The organism is Cellvibrio mixtus subsp. mixtus J3-8, from assembly GCF_000766945.1.
GTDB classification, from domain to species: domain Bacteria; phylum Pseudomonadota; class Gammaproteobacteria; order Pseudomonadales; family Cellvibrionaceae; genus Cellvibrio; species Cellvibrio mixtus_A.
This window is the reverse complement of the sequence record NZ_KN266207.1, coordinates 1,154,202-1,173,789: the sequence shown is the minus strand read 5'-3', so window position 1 is coordinate 1,173,789 and position 19,588 is coordinate 1,154,202. Positions and strand designations below refer to the sequence as shown.

Annotated in this window: 13 protein-coding genes; 8 read left to right on the top strand and 5 right to left on the bottom strand. The window is 45.4% G+C overall.

Annotated elements, in window-relative coordinates:
* Window positions 1–176 precede the first annotated feature (176 nt).
* The 7 genes from A596_RS10025 to A596_RS09995 all read left to right on the top strand — a co-directional run bounded on the left by A596_RS10025 (window position 177) and on the right by A596_RS09995 (window position 12,157).
* Entirely contained in the window at window positions 177–374 is a 198-nt protein-coding gene (locus tag A596_RS10025; RefSeq protein WP_039914097.1) for a DUF2788 domain-containing protein, read from the top strand.
* 53 nt (window positions 375–427) lie between these two features.
* Window positions 428–2,617, top strand: a complete 2,190-nt coding sequence (locus A596_RS10020; RefSeq protein WP_039914095.1) for a response regulator — start codon at window positions 428–430, stop codon at window positions 2,615–2,617.
* 201 nt (window positions 2,618–2,818) lie between these two features.
* Window positions 2,819–6,373, top strand: a complete 3,555-nt coding sequence (locus A596_RS10015; RefSeq protein ID WP_052417377.1) for a ThuA domain-containing protein — start codon at window positions 2,819–2,821, stop codon at window positions 6,371–6,373.
* 462 nt (window positions 6,374–6,835) lie between these two features.
* Entirely contained in the window at window positions 6,836–8,851 is a 2,016-nt protein-coding gene (uvrB, locus tag A596_RS10010) for an excinuclease ABC subunit UvrB (RefSeq protein ID WP_039914093.1), read from the top strand.
* 98 nt (window positions 8,852–8,949) lie between these two features.
* The gene (locus tag A596_RS22070) at window positions 8,950–9,417 is read left to right on the top strand and encodes a hypothetical protein (RefSeq protein ID WP_152600137.1); all 468 of its coding nucleotides are present in this window, start codon (window positions 8,950–8,952) and stop codon (window positions 9,415–9,417) included.
* Window positions 9,417–10,100, top strand: a complete 684-nt coding sequence (locus A596_RS10000; protein ID WP_039914092.1) for an HTTM domain-containing protein — start codon at window positions 9,417–9,419, stop codon at window positions 10,098–10,100. The genes A596_RS22070 and A596_RS10000 overlap by 1 nt, the downstream gene beginning before the upstream one ends.
* Window positions 10,101–10,318: 218 nt before the next feature.
* Complete coding sequence (locus A596_RS09995) at window positions 10,319–12,157, top strand: FG-GAP-like repeat-containing protein (RefSeq protein ID WP_039914090.1); 1,839 nt, start codon at window positions 10,319–10,321, stop codon at window positions 12,155–12,157.
* A gap of 63 nt (window positions 12,158–12,220) precedes the next feature.
* Here A596_RS09995 and A596_RS09990 read toward each other — a convergent pair whose 3' ends face one another.
* Window positions 12,221–13,300 (bottom strand): Gfo/Idh/MocA family protein, encoded by a 1,080-nt coding sequence (locus A596_RS09990; RefSeq protein ID WP_039914089.1) that lies wholly within the window; start codon window positions 13,298–13,300, stop codon window positions 12,221–12,223.
* Between the two features lie 216 nt (window positions 13,301–13,516).
* On the opposite strand from A596_RS09990, the gene A596_RS22065 reads away from it, so the two are divergent.
* Entirely contained in the window at window positions 13,517–14,929 is a 1,413-nt protein-coding gene (locus A596_RS22065; RefSeq protein WP_052417420.1) for an RsmB/NOP family class I SAM-dependent RNA methyltransferase, read from the top strand.
* A 184-nt stretch (window positions 14,930–15,113) separates the two neighbouring features.
* Here the strand turns inward: A596_RS22065 and A596_RS09980 are convergent, their stop codons facing one another.
* The 4 genes from A596_RS09980 to A596_RS09965 all read right to left on the bottom strand — a co-directional run bounded on the left by A596_RS09980 (window position 15,114) and on the right by A596_RS09965 (window position 19,523).
* Window positions 15,114–15,560, bottom strand: a complete 447-nt coding sequence (locus tag A596_RS09980; protein WP_039914087.1) for a hypothetical protein — start codon at window positions 15,558–15,560, stop codon at window positions 15,114–15,116.
* A 10-nt stretch (window positions 15,561–15,570) separates the two neighbouring features.
* On the bottom strand, window positions 15,571–15,936 hold the full coding sequence (locus tag A596_RS09975) for a hypothetical protein (protein ID WP_052417375.1): 366 nt from the start codon (window positions 15,934–15,936) through the stop codon (window positions 15,571–15,573).
* A 218-nt stretch (window positions 15,937–16,154) separates the two neighbouring features.
* A complete protein-coding gene (locus tag A596_RS09970) occupies window positions 16,155–17,192 on the bottom strand; it encodes an AraC family transcriptional regulator (protein ID WP_039914086.1) in 1,038 nt (345 codons plus the stop codon).
* A gap of 6 nt (window positions 17,193–17,198) precedes the next feature.
* Window positions 17,199–19,523, bottom strand: coding sequence for a bifunctional serine/threonine-protein kinase/formylglycine-generating enzyme family protein (locus A596_RS09965; protein WP_235425665.1), 2,325 nt, complete (start codon window positions 19,521–19,523; stop codon window positions 17,199–17,201).
* Window positions 19,524–19,588 lie beyond the last annotated feature (65 nt).

Below are 19,588 nucleotides of genomic sequence, written 5' to 3'. Positions count from 1 at the left end.
CTTTTTTGTTTCCAGCCAACGGAATACCGCATTAACGCTAAACTTGAATCCGGCTTTTCGTTAGAATGGCGCCCCGATTTTCCCTTCTTGCCTGGGGACCTGCTAAGGTTTGAGTAAATTTCTGACCCTGGGGTTCTTAACAGCAGAACTACCTAATTTTTAAGGCGACATCGACAATGACTATGGAACAATTTGAAAGCCTGGCTATGTACATTTGTGGTGGTGGGCTGATTATTTTTATGTTTTTTATTGTGTGGGATCTGGCAAAAAAATCCAACGCAGGAAAATTCGGTACCTTCGTATTATTCGGTGTATTGGGATTTGCAATTATGGTATTTGTGATTAAGGAAGTTTTTGTACACTTGTTGGGGTAACCGCTCCGGACGACTTATCACAATAATCAAGCAAACTTTTTACTGAGTAAGCTATGTTTCATTTTTTCGTTCCCGGCAGTAAAGTCCAGAAAGATCGCGCGATTATGCGTGAAACCGACGCACGTGTTGCTAAATACAGTCGCCGTGGTTTGATTCTCAATTTTCTTGTTTTCGTCCTTTGCCTGACTTTTGGTGAGTTTGAAAAAAAAGAACACAACACCGCTATTGTCCTGGTAACCGGCTTACTGCTGGTGACCCTGGTACGCAGTTATTATTTATTCCGTTTTGATGCGCTGTATGCCCGCGCACCAGCGCGGTGGCGCAACCAATATTTTTTTGCATCTTGCCTGGGCGCTGCGTGGTGGAGCGTTATTCTGGTAACCCTGACCTGGGTACAGGGAATGCGCGATGAAACCCTGGTGATGTGGCTTTATTCGGTGGTGTTTTATTCAAGCGTCTCTAACGTGTTCGCACCTTATCGCCATTTTTTAACGCTGTATCTTGCGATTGGTCAAATACCCGCTGCAATTACCGCGATGTTATTAGGCGATGCGGAGGGCATTTTATACGGATGCATTATGCTGGTGTTTTATATAATGCTATCGCATCAGGGCAAGGTAACGTCACTCGCGTATTGGGAGCGCCTGGAAGCTCACTATTCATTGCGTGAGCGTGCGCAAGGTTTGGAAAATGAAAAGCGCACATCGCAAGCGCAAATCGAATTAAAAAATGAATTTCTGGTTAACCTTGGCCAGGAAATTCGCTCGTCGATTAGCGATGTCATGAGTACCTTGTCATTAATTGATGACAGCCAGCTGTCTGAACATCACCGCGAGCTGTTAACCACAGCCAATAAGGCGGCCGGCCGCCAGATTGATCTGGTAAATAACGTAGTGGACTTTTCCAAGATCACAACCAAAACCCTGGTGCTGGAAGAGGTAGAGTTTGACCTGCGTCGTGTGCTGGAAAAATTTGTGCAGGATTTTACACTGGATGCACACCAGCAAGGTATTGAACTTTATTATATGTTTGATCCCAATATGCCACTGCGTGTGAAAGGTGATGTGGCGCGGTTGAATCAAATCCTTGCAACATTATTGAACCACACATTAAAGGCCAGCCGCATCGAGCATGTCTTTATTGAAGCGCGCTTTCATCAGGAGCAGGATGATTTTGGCGAGTTGCAAGTCATCATCAGCGACAGTGAGAAAAACGTTGCTGGCGAGAATGATCCTGAAGCACAGGAAAGTGATCATAACGGCATAGGGTTGGCAATTTGCAAAGGACTCGCTGCATGTATGGGGGGCAGCATTCATTTGCGCGAAAATAAAAATCGTGGCAATCGTATTTTCATTAATGTGGCATTGCAGGTTGTATCGCATGATGAGCGCCGCTTCGGTTCCGAACAAAAGCTACGTGGAAAGCGTGCGTTATTGGTAGATCTGCCTGATAGCAATGCCAACGCGTTGGCTGATGAACTTAATGCCTGGGGAATGAGTACGCAAATCGTTGCCGGACAAGAACAGGCAGTAATTCGCCTGGCCGAACAAGCCGGTGCCGGGATACCATTTGATTTGGTATTAATTTTTACCAAACTCAATAATATGAATGGCCTGGCATTATCGCGCGAGATTGTATCTCATCCGGAAATCGCTGCGGTTAAACAAATTATCGCGATGAGTATTTTGCAAAGTGATAGCCCGGAAATGAAATTCCATTTGCGCAGCTATCCGCAGGTTTGCGTTATTGAAAAGCCAATTATGCGCAAGCGGTTATTCGATGTTGCTGTGCAAAAACTATTGAATTTTGATCTGGATGATGAACGCAAAACGCCAGAGAAGGAAACTTCTACAGCAGTGGCAATTCCACGGGTGTTGTTAGTGGAAGATCATCGAGTCGATCAGATGGTGATAAGTGCTATGCTGAAAAAATTGGGATGTTATGTGCAAATTGCCCAGGATGGTTTGGAAGCTGTGGAGATTGTTGAGCAAGAGCGTTTTGATTTGGTGTTAATGGATTACGATATGAAAGAAGCCGATAGCTTGCGTGCAACCCAGAAAATCCGTCAGCAGGAGCGCGATACGCATAGTATGCGCCACCTGCCGATTGTAGCGGTAACAGCGGCACAAACAGAAAGTGATCAGGAGCAATATCGAGCGGCTGGCATGGATGATTACATTGCCAAGCCGATTCGTTACGATGATCTGGAAGCGCGTTTGCAGCGCTGGCTGGATAAAGATTAGTACACGTACGGAAAAGAAGCGTTTAGCAGGGTAAACCTGCAAGCCTGCATGGAATGCCGCTGATAAACTCAGCGGCATTTTTATTTCAAGAATAATGATTGTGGCCTGATTTCCTATTTTTTAACGTCAGCTTACGCAATGATAACAGTAGCGGAGCTGCTAGACTTTATAAATCAGATTGCTAAATACAAGGGTTCGATTATGCACCTCGGTACACCTCATTTTAATTACAACCTTCGGTCATTTGCGCATAAGAAAAAAAACTATGTGTTTCTGGCATTGGTGTCGTTGCTATTAATCGTAACGGGATGCGATAACAATGTGTCCCGGCAATCAGGAGAACAGCAAACTGATGCATCACTTGCGGATACGGCGCAACATAACATTAGCGGCGCGCGTATTTTGGTGTTTAGCAAGACAGCCGGTTTTCGCCATGAATCCATTGCTGCCGGTATTTCCGCACTCCAGCAACTCGCCAGCCAAAAACAATTTACATTAATAGCAACGGAAGATTCTGCACAATTCAACGATGCCAATTTGCGCCAGTTTAACGCAGTCATTTTTTTAAATACTACCGGCGATATCCTGGATGATAACCAACAACTGGCGATGGAACGTTTTATTCAAGCTGGCGGTGGTTTTGTGGGGATACATGCGGCGACCGATACTGAATGGGAAGGAGATTGGTTTTGGTATCGCAATTTAGTCGGCGCTGTATTTAAAAATCATCCCAACCAACCCAGTAATGTCCAAACTGCGACAGTGACTATTGCCGATAAAAACCATCCCGCAACTAAAGAATTGCCGGAATCATTTTCGCTTGCAGACGAATGGTATAACTATCGCGATATGTACGAGTTCATTCATGTATTGGCAAAGGTAGACGAAAATACTTACCAGGGTGGCGAGCATAATCATGACCATCCCATTTCCTGGTATCACGAATATGATGGTGGGCGTGCGTTTTACACCGGCCTTGGCCACACCAATGAGACTTTTTCCAACGCGCAATTTTTGCAGCATCTGGCCGGTGGTATTAGTTATGTTGTTGGTGTAAATCATCGCCCCGGTTTTCAGCCGCGACTTGATTACAGTAAAGTGCGCCCGGAAGATAATCGATTTGTTAAGAAAACATTGGTAGAAAAGCTGGATGAACCGGTCAAGCTCGCTTTCTTTCCCAACGGCGATGCGTTGATTGCATTGCGTCCCGGCCGTTTCCAGCGTGTGGAGTACAAAACTGGCCAATTGAGTGATGCGGGTACATTAACCGTAGGTTATGACAAATTTTTAGAACTGGGGCTTGTCGGTGTCGCTGTCGCTCCTGATTTTGCGAATAATCCCTGGATTTATGCAGCGTTTACAGTCACAAAAAATGTTGATGGCAAGAAACAATTAAGCCAGCGCCTTGCACGTTTTAAATGGAACAACCAGAAAGTAGATGAAAGTACAGAACACATTTTATTGGAATATCCTATAGATAATAATTGCTGCCATACCGGTGGTGATTTGCAATTTGGCAACAATGGCGAATTATTTTTTTCAACCGGCGATAACACCAATCCCCATGACCAGGATGGCTATGCGCCTGTTGATTTTCGCTCTGGTATGAAAAAGAATGATGGATTGCGTGGTGCCGGTAATACCATGGATTTGCGTGGGAAGGTATTGCGCATTAAACCAAAAGCCGATACTGGTTATGAAATTCCCGCCGGCAATTTGTTTACAGATCCCGCCACCGGCCGCCCTGAAATTTATGTGATGGGCGCGCGCAACCCCTACAGCCTTACATTCGACAAAAAATCGGGTAGCCTGTTTTACGGTGATGTAGGTCCTGATGCGAGCAAGGATTCTGATCAAAAAGGCCCTATGGGTTACGATGAAATTAACCGCGTTACTGCGGCGGGAAATTTTGGTTGGCCGTTAGTGATTGGTAAAAATCGTCCCTATAACTATTTTGATTACGTGAATAAAAAATCGGGTGATTGGGTGGACCCTGCGGCGCCAATCAATAATTCACCCAACAATACCGGCACAAAGAACTTACCTCCGGCACAGCCTGCATTTATTGCATATCCTTACGGTATTTCTGAAGAGTTTCCTGAAATGGGGGCGGGTGGCCGCACCGCGATTGTCGCTGATGTTTACCATGCAGAGGATTATCCGGAATCAGTAAATCGTTACCCCGCGTATTACAACAATAAATTATTTATTGTGGATTTCATGCGCGCCTGGGTGAAAGCTGTTAGTTTTGATGAACAGGGGCGCGTCCAAAAAATTGAACCATTTGCACCGCAAATTAATTATGCGTTACCCATCGATTCGCGTTTTGCGCCCGATGGAACCTTGTATGTCCTTGAATACGGAATGTCCTGGTTTACCGGCAACCCGGATGCGCGTTTATCGCGTATTGAATATGTGGGAGCGGGTAATCGCCCTCCAGTAGCAAATATTCACGTTGATAAAGAACAAGCGGGCATTCCTGCGCAAATTCATGCATCCGCAAAACACTCTTTGGATTTGGATGGCGACAAGATTCAATACGATTGGAAATTGCAATGTGCAAGCAATAATTGCCCTGACATTAAACTCGGGAATGAGCAGGATGTTAGCCCGGTTATCCCGCAAGCCGGAAATTATCAATTGGTTTTGACTGTTACTGATAATCACGGTGCAACAACTTCCGTCACACAGTCGCTGGTTATCGGCAATGAACCACCCACTATTCAATTGAAAACTGCTGCTAATAAAAGTTTTTATTGGCCCGATACTCGTCAATATGCCTACGAATTTGCTATTCATGATAAAGAGGATGGCATTATTTCAGCAGTCGAAAATAATAATGTCTTTATCCGGTTTTCCTATCTGGCACCAACTACTGAAAAAACATTGGGGCATCAAAGCGTTAGTTTGATTGATCAGGGGAAATCATTGGTTGATGCCAATAATTGCCTTGCTTGCCATAAAATTGAAGAAAAGATGGTAGGGCCGGCATTTCGCGATGTGGCAAAAAAATACCAGAAAGATAATAAGGCACTTGGCTACCTCGTCAATAAAATTGGCAACGGTGGTAATGGCGTTTGGGGAGAAATGAATATGCCGGGGTTCACCGGCCTAAGTGAATCGGAACGTATTGCCTTGGCTACCTATGTCTTGTCGTTGGCGGAAGTGAAAAAACCGACGTCTTTACCTTTGTCGGGCGCTGTGGAATTAAAAAATAAATCCGGGAACACCGCTGTCGCAAATGAACCTTATAAAGCCACTGGTGAGGCTTATGTGTTTGCGGTGAATTACATGGATAAAGGTGCAAACTCCATTGCTCCAATTAACGTGGAAAAGGAATTTAAATTAATCCCCGCTCGCTTGGAACTCGCCACTGCGGTAAGTCCGGCTTCTCTTGGAAAAGGCGTAAGCCAGGATAAATATAAAGAAAACGATGTATTGAAATTTACTGCCAGTGAAAACTGGGCTGGATTTAGTCTGGGTCATTACGATTTAACCGATATCAGCTCATTGAAGCTAGGCGCTTATTTTTTACAAGAAATCGCGCCATGGAAAATAGAAATTTATCGCGCAAATCCAACGGGTGAATTGTTGGGCTCTGCCACCGTAAAATCAGATACCTTATGGGGTTATACGCGTGTCAGTGTTCCCTTATCCAAACCGGTAAATGACATTACTGATATTTATATTCGTGTAAAAGTAGAGGGGAAATCGGCATCCGAATTGCGCTTGGCGGATGTTGAGTTTGAGAAATAAATTTGATGTGATCTTCAGGGAATGGCATAAATAAAAATACCGGTTTTGTACCGGTATTTTTATTTATGTCGTGAGTGGGTAAATTCTACAATCGGATAAAACGCAGGGGCGCGGCAGGGTTAGGAGACTGGTGCCAAATTATCAGCGCCCGTTGGGTCTGGGCCCCATAAATGCGGTTTTAGATACCTGCACCTCGCCCATACTGTCGTGTTCGATGCAAAATTCAGTCATAAATCTACCTCGGGCTACTGACATCTGATGTCACTTGCAGGGATTAGGCTGTGCGCTATTAATTATGACTGTACGCTATTAATTATGAGTGTCCGTTATTAATTATGAATAGTTTCATAGTCCGGTTGTCAAACCAGTGGAACATCCTGCGTTTCGTCACCGAAGGCCGGATTTTAGTTACAATTCTGTTTTACTATCGTTGTCTCTCTTTACTGTCATCATCGAGAAATTATGTCCAAACAATTTGTCGTAAATAGTCAATTTGCCCCCGCTGGTGATCAACCCACCGCAATTGAAGGTTTGGTACAAGGAATTGAGGCTGGCCTCAAACACCAAACTTTATTAGGTGTTACCGGATCGGGAAAGACATTCACCGTGGCCAATGTGATTGCAAAAATACAGCGGCCGACATTGATCATGGCGCATAACAAGACCCTGGCGGCGCAACTCTATGGTGAATTCAAAGAGTTCTTCCCTAATAATTCGGTGGAATATTTCGTTTCTTATTACGACTACTACCAACCTGAAGCTTATGTACCCTCGTCAGATACTTTTATTGAAAAAGATTCTTCGGTAAACGAACACATCGAGCAAATGCGTTTGTCGGCCACCAAGTCATTGATGGAGCGTAGCGATGCCATTGTCGTCGCCACCGTGTCTGCAATTTATGGTTTGGGTGATCCAGAGTCTTACATGAAGATGTTGTTGCACATTGTTCGCGGCGACAAAATTGATCAGCGCCAGATTCTGCGTCGCCTTGCTGAATTGCAATACACACGCAACGATATGGATTTTGCACGCGCAACCTATCGTGTGCGCGGTGAAGTGATTGATATTTACCCTGCCGATTCCGATATGGAAGCGGTGCGGGTGGAATTGTTCGATGATGAAGTAGAGCAAATTTCAGTATTTGATCCGCTGACTGGCGAAGTGCTGCACAAGGTTGCACGCTATACCATTTATCCGAAAACCCACTATGTAACACCGCGTGAAACGGTATTGGAGGCGATTGAAAATATTAAGGAAGAATTGCGTATTCGCTTGGAATATTTACGTGAAAATAATAAGTTGGTGGAAGCGCAGCGTTTGGAACAACGCACCCGTTACGATTTGGAAATGATGCAGGAGTTGGGTTACTGCAATGGAATTGAAAACTACTCGCGCTTTTTATCCGGCCGTAATCCCGGCGAGCCGCCACCGACATTATTTGATTACTTGCCGCAAAATGCGCTATTGGTTATCGACGAAAGCCACGTAACTATTCCGCAAATTGGTGCAATGTATAAAGGCGATAGATCGCGTAAGGAAACGCTGGTGGAGTACGGTTTCCGTTTGCCTTCCGCGTTGGATAACCGTCCCATGCGTTTCGATGAGTGGGAGCGAATAGCTCCGCAAATGATTATGGTTTCTGCGACGCCCGGTAAATACGAAGCCGAAAATCAAGGGCAAGTCGTAGAGCAGGTGGTGCGCCCCACGGGTTTGATTGATCCGATCATCGAAATTCGCCCTGCAACTACACAAGTGGATGATGTACTTTCAGAAATTCGTTTGCGTGTGGAGCAAAATGAGCGCGTGTTAATTACCACGCTCACCAAACGTATGGCGGAAGACCTTACTGAATACTTGAGCGAGCACGGTGTACGCGTGCGTTATTTGCATTCGGATATTGATACGGTAGAGCGCGTGGAAATTATTCGCGATTTGCGCCTCGGACAATTTGATGTATTGGTAGGCATCAACCTGCTGCGTGAAGGCCTGGATATGCCGGAGGTTTCGCTAGTGGCCATTCTGGATGCAGACAAAGAAGGTTTCCTGCGTTCGGATCGTTCACTTATCCAGACTATTGGCCGCGCTGCGCGTAACGTCAATGGTAAGGCGATTCTCTATGCCGATAGAATTACCGGTTCCATGCAGCGCGCTATCGATGAAACAGATCGTCGTCGCCAAAAACAAATTGATCATAACCTGAAGCACGGTATTACTCCTCAAGGCATTAATAAGAATATTACCGATATCCTCGAAGGCTCAGTCGTTCCCGGTGCCGGTGGTCGCGGTGCGCGTAACAAAGCCATGGCTATCGCTGAAAGGCAAGCTAAATATAAAGTGGATGTTAATCCCAAAGATATTTGGAAAACTATCGAACTGTATGAAAAACAAATGTTCCAGGCTGCGAAAGATCTGGAATTTGAAGTGGCTGCGAAATTGCGGGATGAGATTGATAAGTTGAAAAAGCAGGCGATGATGTAGCGATTGGCGATGTTGCAACAATAAATAAGTATTGATAGTTCGCTTCGGTGAGCGATTTTATAACCACACTGGTAATACTTACGATCACAATAATAATTATGATTAAACTTTTATTCCCGATACTTTTTCCATCCTGGCGTTTCTTCAGCAGCATCGGCCCCTCTCCAGGAATTGAGTTGGGGTTTGTTGCTGAGGAAGCCGGCGTTCCTGTTGAGTGGACACCATTCTGGCCAATTCCCCCACGGCTAACTTTTGCGCAGAACCTGGTGCGGCTTTGGCATAACCCGAAGTGGAATGAGCGGTTATTTATAAATACTTGTGCCGAACGTTTATTTGAGAACAACTTTGACAACAACGATGATTTTTATGTAGAGGAAATTGCCAGGCGACTGCTGAATGCAATTCATACCGGCCAGGTTAGTATTCCCGATGGTGCGCGGTTTATGGCTTTCAGAATCAAAGTTATCTACACAGAGACACTAGCGGCAAATGTGATGGGGCAAGTGATCGATGAAGTATTTATGACATCGTCACTGTATCCATTAATTCGACAAGGAGCGAATTAATGACATTGGAGTTGGCAGTTCGTGTTGCCGAAATTTTTCTGGGGTTGGCGTTATTTCAACAGAGCCTGGAATTTCTACGCGGTTTTGGGCTGGAGAAAAAAATCGCATTGGTGCGTGCGCTCCTGGCTGTGTTTTTAATGATGGGTATCTATTCTGTCTGGGTGGAAAGCCTTTTACTCATTACGTCGATTGTTTTAATCAAACGTTTTCGCGGTCCCTACAATGGGGGAAGCGATACCATGAGCATATTGGTTTTAATGTGCTTGTGGCTTTATCACATTGCACCATCACGTTGGTGGCAGGAAATTGCGTTAGGGTATTTAGCATTGCAATTGACCATTTCGTACTTTCAGGCAGGGTGGGTGAAAGTTGTTAATCCCGAGTGGCGCTCGGGAAAAGCATTGGGCGAGGTATTTGCATTTACTGCCTATCCCGTGAGTGAATCTTTGCGTGCTCTTGCCGGGAAGCCCCGGAAATTATTTATTGCATCCTGGGTGGTTATTCTCGGTGAATTATTATTTCCTCTTGCATTGTTAAATAAGACTGCCTTGATAATCGCGTTGAGCTTTGCTGCCTGTTTTCATCTCGCTAATGCTATCTTGTTTGGTTTAAATCGTTTTTTCTGGAGTTGGCTTGCGGCTTATCCAATATTAATGTGGCTGCAAGAAAGAATTGCGCTTTGATTTTTTACGCACTGTGTTTATTTACACACACCGGTTATTTCAATTCAGATGTTTTCCATAGGCTTGGTTCACATAACGTGAAAGTGTCATCTAAAACATAACAAACAATTCGTTCTTTCCTGTAAGTTTGCCTGTGAAGAGCTTGATGTATAACTGCCAGATGATCCTGGTTTTCAAGGTCTTCATTAATATTAAATGGCATTTTTAAAGGAGAAAACATGAAAAAAGTATTTTTCAAAAAAGCGATGACGGCAGGAATTCTTGCATTCACTTTTACTTCTGCGGCGATGGCCCAAACTGCATTTTGGGCGTCACAATTTGAAGATGATTATAATTTTCCGGATCAGGTGGTTTCGTTAACATTTGATGATGGCCCTGACGTATATTCACAACAGCTGTACCAATACCTTAACGCACAAAAAATAGCAGGGACCTTTTTTGTGATTGGCCATCAAACTAATCGCCTTGTGGGGGTACAGCATTATTCTTCGTCATTGGTGAGTCTGGTTAATAATCGCCAGCGTGTGGGAAATCATACTTATAGCCATTATTACGAAGGTGTTGATAGCCCTAATTATCTCAATGTGCTGAGTGGCATTAATGCTTTGCAAAATATCATTGATCCTTATATTCACAATCGCTGGTATTTCATTCGTGCGCCGCACAATGCCGAAGGAATCTCTGCTTATAATTCAGTACCTGGAATTACTCGCCAATATCGTGATATCGAAACCAATTATGATTCGGTTGATTGGGCATATGCCAGGGATGGGATAAGCCCACAACAAGCGATGAATGATTTGGTGAATTTGATTACCGTCCAAAAAAATAATAAAGGCGGGATTCTACAGTTCCATGACGGTAATGAGTTGAGCCCTGGTAGTGACTATATTTTACAGGCAATGCAACATCTTGTTCCTATCCTCAAGCAACATGGTTTTGTATTCGCTGGACCCGTTCTGGAGTTTTCTCCACTTCAACTCGCTACTGCCAATAGTGATTATGCTGATGCAGATGGTATTAGCGGTAACGCCAGTTATTACAATACCTTTCGTTTGGCTGATATTAATAATGATGGAAAGCTCGATGCATTAATACGCAAATCCAACGGTATTTATGTGGCGTATAGCCTGCCGGGCAACCAAACGGGTTTTGCGCAGAAACAAGTTTTATACAGCAGCAACTTTACCGATGCAACGGGTTGGAATAACACGAAATACAGTGCTTCGATCCAATATGGCGATGTGAATGGCGATGGGAAAATCGATATTGTTGGCAAGGGCCCCAATGGCATTATGGTTGCCATTAACAATGGCAATGGTTTCAATAATGTTGTGAATATGAGTTATCAATTATCCTCTTACAACAATGGTATTGCCGATTTCGCAGACGCTGATGGCAATGGTAAGTGGGGTAATGATGAAAACTGGTATGCAACAATTCGTTTGGTGGATATCAACAAAGACGGCAAAGCCGATATCATGGCGCGCTCTTCACAAGGTCTCTGGATTGCTTACAGTACTGGCACTGGCTTCCAAAAGAAAAAGTTGGCGTTCACACAAAACTTTTTTGATAGCACGGATGATGGCTGGAATTGGGGAACTGCTGACCGCGCCACTACCATACAGTATGCTGATGTAAATGGTGATGGTTGGCCGGATGCGGTGGGCCATGGCAGATGGGGAATTATGGTTGCACTAAACACAGCGATTGCAGGTAGTGAATTTAATAATGTGTATGCCCAATGGTGGACGACCGACTACGGTGGTTATGATTGGACTCAACCACAGTATTACAAATCCATTCACTTCGCTGATTTGAATGGTGACGGTATGGCGGATGTCATTGGTCGCGGCCATGAAGGTGTTTGGGCTGCGTTGTCGAATGGATCGAGATTTACTGAAGCACGTTTGTGGAGCGCGGAATTTAGTGATCAAAATGGTTGGGCTGATGTTAAATATAACAGCTCATTGCAGTACGGTGATCTCAATGGCGATGGGCGTGCAGATGCAGCAGGGCGTGCTGCCACCGGGGTGAGGGTTGGTTTAGCTCCTTAATAATACCAGCAATACAGTATAAAAATATTGGGCACTGATTGTGCCCGATATTTTTAGATTTAATTAAATTATTACGCGATTATTATTTTTTGCTGCTTTAAAAATCGCTTCCAGAATAACAATATCTTTCATTCCTTCTTCACCGGGAACAATAATCGGCGAGTTTTGTAAAATGGAAAGAGCATCATTATCCATTTGTACTGCTTGTTGGTTTAGTGGTGATGCTGCTAATTGTATTCCTTTGCTCGTGCGTCCGCGAACACCGGAATAGGATTGGAATGGTGTTAATTCATACCAGCCTTTTTCACAGTTTGCGCGCAGGGAATTCATATTCTTTGCATAACTGGTTGCACATTTTGCGCGCGCGCCACTGGGGAATTCCAATTCGAATTCAGTCGTTTCATCTACATTTTTATACAATTCTCGCGTTGATTCCATTGTTGCAGTGACTGCAATGGGTTCCTCGCCTGCCGTATAACGCGCTGCATTTAATGGATAGACACCCATATCATACATGGCACCGCCACCGAGCTTGGGATCGGCTCGCCAGCCGTGACTGTCACCGCTATTGTTATAGCCCGCTTCGGCAATAATCTCGCGGATATTACCGTAGGGTTTTTCGCGCGCAAATTGCATAATTTTTCGGGTATTGGCTTCGTGTTGCATGCGATAGCCAATGGTGAGCTGAACTTTATTTTTTTTACACACATCAATCATCGCCTGGCATTCCCGTGCATTCATTGCCATGGGTTTTTCGCACCAGACATGCTTGCCTGCATTCGCCGCTATCTCGGTAAATTGTTTGTGCGTTCCGGTTGGTGTTACCACGTAAATAACATCGATTGCCGGGTTGTTGGCGATCTCATGCATATTTTTATAGTTATAAATGTTGTAATCGAGGATGCCGTAGGTTTTTTGCCAGTACGGAATTTTTTCAGGGGAGCCTGTCACTATCCCGGTGAGTTGGCAGTGGCGTGTAAGTTGTAATGCAGGTGCTAATATATCGCGGCTGTAATAACCAAGTCCAACCAGCGCGACCCCAATGCGTTTGGCCGCGCTACTGGCGAACAGCGGGGCAGCGTTAGTTGCAAGGCCGAGTAACGCGAGTTGTTTTAGCAACTGGCGACGGGATAATCCCTGCATATTTTTTACCTCTCAAATAACGTTCTAAAAAGGTTTTAATACGTGATGTTTCTGGCTGCAAACGGATAAACAAAACATTACCTGCATAAGCAAAACTTGTGTTTTGATTAATGATGGCTGGGTAAACCGGCGCCTCGCTGTTAAAATGACGTTCGTCGTGGGCCCGCTCCTGAGGAATAAGGCCTGTGAATTTTTCTCTTTTATGCAGTGCCCAATATGCCGATATCCGTCGAAAACCTTCCTGATCAATCCCTTGCTATTTATGATGATTCGCGCCTGATCCGTTTGTGGCGCAACTGGTTGCCTGTTGCAGGTACTGTGCCGTTGGATAAATGGTTGCGACATAACCTGCGCGAATTGGCGAGTTCACCGGTAGTGACGCAAGCAACCACTACAAAAAAAAGCAAACCTTATGCCCAGTTGTCATTATCGGACCAGGCTGATCTTTCGCAGGCGATGAATAACGCATTGCGTTTTCAGCAATTGGCGTGTGCATTGGAGTTTTTTTATCAGGCGTTTTGCCGCACTAATGATCGTCCGGATATTGATTGGCTGGAGTGGGACGAGCATTGGCAGGTGCGCGATGTAAACGCGTTATCGCCCACCGCGTTTTGGTATTGGATTCAATTGCGTTTGGGCGGTGATCAGCCCAGGCAAAATCAGGCGCAATTACGCGATGCGCAAGAACGCCGGGATTTTTTGAAAAATTTACTAGACGATAATTATTTTTCCCAAACCCATACGCACTTCCTATGGATTGGTTTGCGCCCGCAATGGGTCGCATTGATTGCGGAAAGAAAAAATGTCAGCCAGTGGAGTGATGAACATACGCATTTATTTTTGCAGCAGCAAACCACCACACCACCATTGTGGCTGCGTGTACAAAAAAATGAATCATTGGCCGGGATCTGTGCACACTTATCAGCACAAGGTGTCAATGCAACCCTGGATGCGCAGCAGGGTATTTATGTGCGGGGTGGGGCGGGTGTTAATTCGACTGATGAATATAAATCCGGGTTGATTGAAATCCAGGATTTGGCCAGCCAATTAATTGCGCAAGCAATAGATGTTAAACCCGGCCAGAAAGTGTGGGATACCTGTGCCGGTGCTGGTGGAAAAACCCTGGCGATCGCGGCGCGCATGAATAACAAGGGTGCACTTATCGCGACCGATTTGCACGAATACAAATTGGAAGAATTAAAGCGGCGCGTAAAACGTGCCGGTGCTTTTAATGTGCGCACTTTTAGCTGGAACGGTGAAGCGCCGTTGCGTTTACCGAAGGAAATAGCGCAACAACAAGGTTTCGATTGGGTATTGATCGATGCGCCCTGTAGTTCATCTGGAACCTGGCGCAGGAACCCGGATGCGCGTTGGCGTTTTGATGAAGCTGATACGCAAGAATTAATTCACTTGCAGCGCAAAATTTTATTAAACGCAGCACCGGCAGTGCGTAAAGGGGGAAGTCTGGTGTATGCAACTTGTAGCTGGCAGGTGAGTGAAAATGAACAACAAGTGAATTGGTTTTTACAACAACATCCGCAGTTTGAACTGCAGTACCAGCGCATTTTGGGTGCGCCGGAACTGGATGCGGATACTATGTTTGTCGCCGTAGTGAAACGTAAGGATTGATTTAGTAAACAAATGATTTAATAAAAGCGGCTGCAATGAGGGAGTATTTTGCCGCTACTGAGCCTTTCTTCCTCGCAATCGCGTTTTCGTTCGCGAAAGGATCGCTGACCTGCTAATTGCCCTAACACAGAGAATAACAGTAGCGCTATCAATAGGAGTGCAATGCGCTTTATCCATATGGAATTCATTTTTTGGCTCCTTGCAGATCGCGCATTTTAATATGGGTGAACATCATCACTACGCCCCCTAGCAATAACAAGGTGATTCCCAGGCGCATACTGATGAAGAGTACAGCCTCTTCGATAACGGTAGGTGCAACTCCCCAATTCAGCGAATATAGCGCTACTCCCATAATAAGGAGTTCAGCTGTGCGCACATGGGCCTGAACCCCAGTCTGTTCCGCGGTGCAATTGCGGGTAGGTACAGAGGATTCAATTAATCGTAAACAAGTGAGGCGAATTGCCATTAGCGAGAGTCCCAGGTAAATCCAACATGACATCCAGTAAGGCAAGCTGACCATAAACGGTTCTGCTTCCGTCGCTAGTAGCGTCACTGCCGGTGGCGTGACCAAGCCAACGACAAGCATGCCCAACGGCAGGTGTAAAAAGCGGGTTGTGAGTAACTTCATCATGGTTCGCCCCTTATTCCTGATCGCTTTTTGCCGGATGCCAGTTGGCAAGTACATAAAGCAGCAACATATGCATTGCACCGAGCATGAGGGTGACCAACCCTAAATTGCGTGTAAGGAAGTAGAGCTGGTTGTCCATCCCCGGGGTATTTTCATAAAGGGTGAAATCATTGAGGTTTAACACCAGCAATATGTAGCCGATGTTGATGAGGTAATAACCAATCAATAACAGATTATTAATAGCGAGCGCCAGGCGCTCATTGCCGTGGGTCTGGTTGGTTAGAAAGACAGCCCCGTTTTGGCTGAGTAACGCCCCCACTCGAAACGTAATCAGTAAACTGATAACCAAATAAGCAATGTAGGTAATAAGGTTGAGCATGGAAAACTCCTGTTGTTTGATTAATTGCGCTGCTATTGCAGGGCACAACAGGGATTTTGCGCATGACGCGACGGATTAACTTCCGGTTTTATCGTTTAGGAGCAAAAAGTGGCAGCCTAAAATAAAATCTAATAAAAACAGTTAGTTAAAAATATCCAAAATGATAATTCCGGAATGTGCAAGGCAACATCAGGTGATTTAGCGGAGATTATGCGGGTTCAGGTTTCCGAAACGCCCATGCGTTTACGAAATTGCCCGGGTGTTTCGCCGGTGAGTTCGCGAAAGGCAGTATAAAAGTTGGATTGGGAGCTGAAACCCACTGCCAGGCCAATTGAAAGTACTGAAGACCTTGGTTCATCAACGAGTTGTTGCCTGGCCTCATTAATCCGGTACTGTCGAATCAAACGCGAAAATCCAAGGTTGAAGTGGGTGTTGATCAATTCCGATGTTTGGTGGCTGCTTAATTCCAACAGTTCCGCAAGGCCAGCGAGACTCAGGTTTTCATCCCGATAAATCTTTTCATTGAGCAACAGGTTGTTCAATCGCTCCACCAGGGCGACGCAGTCCGTATTTTTCAATGTAGATGCGGCATAGGTTGCGGCAACCGCATCGCAGGTTTTTTGGTTAATGTCGGGAAAGCGTAGCTGCAAGTAGAGCACGGCGAAAAGTGCCAGCGAAATCAGATTCGCGTAAGTATGGATGTACACTCCTTCACCCAGCCAGGGCGCTAGTAGTCCGCTCAGTAAAATAATCAATGCAATTAGCGCGAATACGGAAAATGTAAGAAGCTCCAATTGGAAATATTTACGTTGGTCGCGCAAGCGAAACAAGGCAAGGCATAACCAAAGTGCATAACCGGTTCCGATGCAAAACGCGAGAGGGATGGCGATAACACCAGCTAACAATGGGCTAACAGCCAATGGGAGGAAGTGCAGGATGAGTAAAGGATGATTGCGGCTGTTAAATTGCAATAGTTCACGGCTGAATAAATAAAACGAAGGGGCTGCAATAAAAAGAAATGCGAGATAACCGCGTGCTTCAAACAATGGATCGGTGGAGTTCAACGCTTGCCAGTGATAAACCTGTAATCCCGCCAAGGTAACCAGCATAACGGCGCAGGCAATTCTGGATAACCAGGTGTTATCGAAGGGTTTGAATACCCACCAGTAGACCATCCATAACAGTACTATAGCGAACATCGAAAACCCGATTGACCATTGCGTCAATACAGTTGCTACAGCGCTGAATTGTTCCATGGTCTATTACAATTCCATCACCACCCGGAAGCCCAGGTGATTGTCAAAAATTTCATTGCGGTGATAGTCGCGAATGTGGCTGGCCAGGCGTTCGGCATTATCTTTGGCGGAGCCACCGCGCACTACATGCGCTTCGCAATTTTTTATCACCATGGCCTGGCCATTTTTAGGGTGCAAGTTGTAATTGTCTGCAAAACAATCTTCTACCCATTCGGCAACATTGCCCGCCGTGTCATAGACACCAAAACCGTTCGCAGGGTAAGTACCAACAGGCGCTGTTTTTGCGCCGAATAATCCGGAAAATTTACTGTTGCAGCCACGGCGACAATTAGCGCGGCCCGCAGCATCGCGCAAGTCATTGCTCCACCAAAATAAGGTATTGGTTTCAGCGCGCGCAACATATTCCCATTCCGATTCAGTGGGCAGCCGGTACTTTTTGCCGGTGGTTTGACTTAACCATTGCACATAGGCACGCGCATCCTCGAAGCTGACGTTAATAACCGGGCGATTGCCACGGCCCCAGCGATTATCATTAGGTAACGGGCGTTTTGTTGCTTGTGCAAACATATCGTAATCATTGAACGTAATTTCGTATTTGCTGATTGCAAAACGTTTGCTAATCACAACTTTGTGTACCGGCATAGCGATGACATCATCTTTATTGCCCATTAAAAAATTGCCTGTGGGAATACTGATCATTTCCGGGCCGTCGGTTTTAATAGAGGCAATCACCTCGCTGCTGATTTCTTCGCCGGGTTGAATTGCAACGTTCAGTGAAAATTCCGGTTGTAAATTTTGATCGATAATTTCCACCCAGCGCTTTTGTGTTTCATAACCTTGTAAACTGACTTCAATGTGATAACGCCCGGCAGGCAGTTGCATATTCGCTTCATAGCGCTCGGGGATATTTAATATGCGCACGCGTGCGTTGGTGGGTGTACTCACTACTTTTAATGCGAAGGTTTGCACCGGGGTGCTGCTATTGGCTTGCGCATAGGCTGCCTGATCTATGGGCGCTAATTGAGTGTTGTTTTCTCCAGGGTTGGGGGCGCTTGTTGCCTCTGTTGCCGGGCTGACCTGGCTTGTAATGGCAATAGCATTAACGCTGCTGGTCGATTGTGAATTGGTATCACTCGAAACATGTGTGGATGCTGTTGCGGGCTCGTTATCTGGAACATCCATAAACCAGGTTGCAGTGGTGAGCATTAATTTGCCAATGCTGGACGGATTTTCGCTAAGCGATTTTCCCTTTGCATAAAAAATACTCATGCCACACCACAGCAACGGTAAAAATACCAATAACGTTAATACAAACGTAATCGGACGATTTTTACTATTGTAAGCAGAATGTATTGACGTGATAAATTCTTCACGGCTGATTTGCGTGGCTGCATGCTGTTCATTGAAAAATATTTCAGTAATTTTGGTCGCCGGGCGTAAATAAAATCCGCGGCCGGGACTCCAGCGCAACGAACGAAATTTATTCCAACGCCAACGCACGGCATTTAATGTTGCTGATACTAATGCACGGGTAAGATTAACTACGGTTAAATCCGCTGGATGTGTTGCAGTTGTGGTGGCAGGGCGCTGGATTTTTTCAAAATCTTCCAGCGCGGCGATTAAATCGCGTCCGCGCTGGAAGCGTTGCTCGGGATCTTTTGCTAATAATTTATCCAGAATTTTTTGGTAACCCAAATATTGCATGGGCAATTTGGGAATGGGGGCGCTGATATGTTTGAGCGCAATGGTCACGGCTTCATCGCCCTGGAATGGCAAAGTGCCGGTCAACATTTCGTAAAAGACCACACCGAGGCTATAAAGATCCGAACGGCCATCGACTACGTTGCCTTTCGTTTGCTCCGGGCTCATGTAATGGGGCGTTCCGACAACCGTTCCCACATGTGTCATGCGCGAATTTGTTGCCAGGCCGCGCGCAACACCGAAATCGGTAAGTACAGCTGAATTATCGGAACGAAATAAAATATTTTCGGGTTTTATATCGCGGTGGATGTAACCTTTTTCATGGGCGTGATCTAGTGCACTGGCGATTTCACGGGTAACGCGCAATACTTCTTCACCACTGAGGCCTGTGCTCATGCGATCGTGCACAGAACCATTGGGTAAGTAATCCATGGCGATGTAATTTAAATCTTCGTGGCGACCAATGTCGTAAATCGCCACAATATTGGGATGTGATAACTGACCGACAATGGTAGCTTCGCGCTGGAATCGTTCACTAAATGCCGGGTCGCTATTGAGTTGCGGATTCATGACTTTCAATGCAACAACACGCCCCACGCTGATCTGGATCGCGAGGTATACAGTGGACATGCCACCCTGGTTAATTTTCCGTATCACCCGGTAGCCGGGAATTTGTAGCGCCATAGCAAACTATT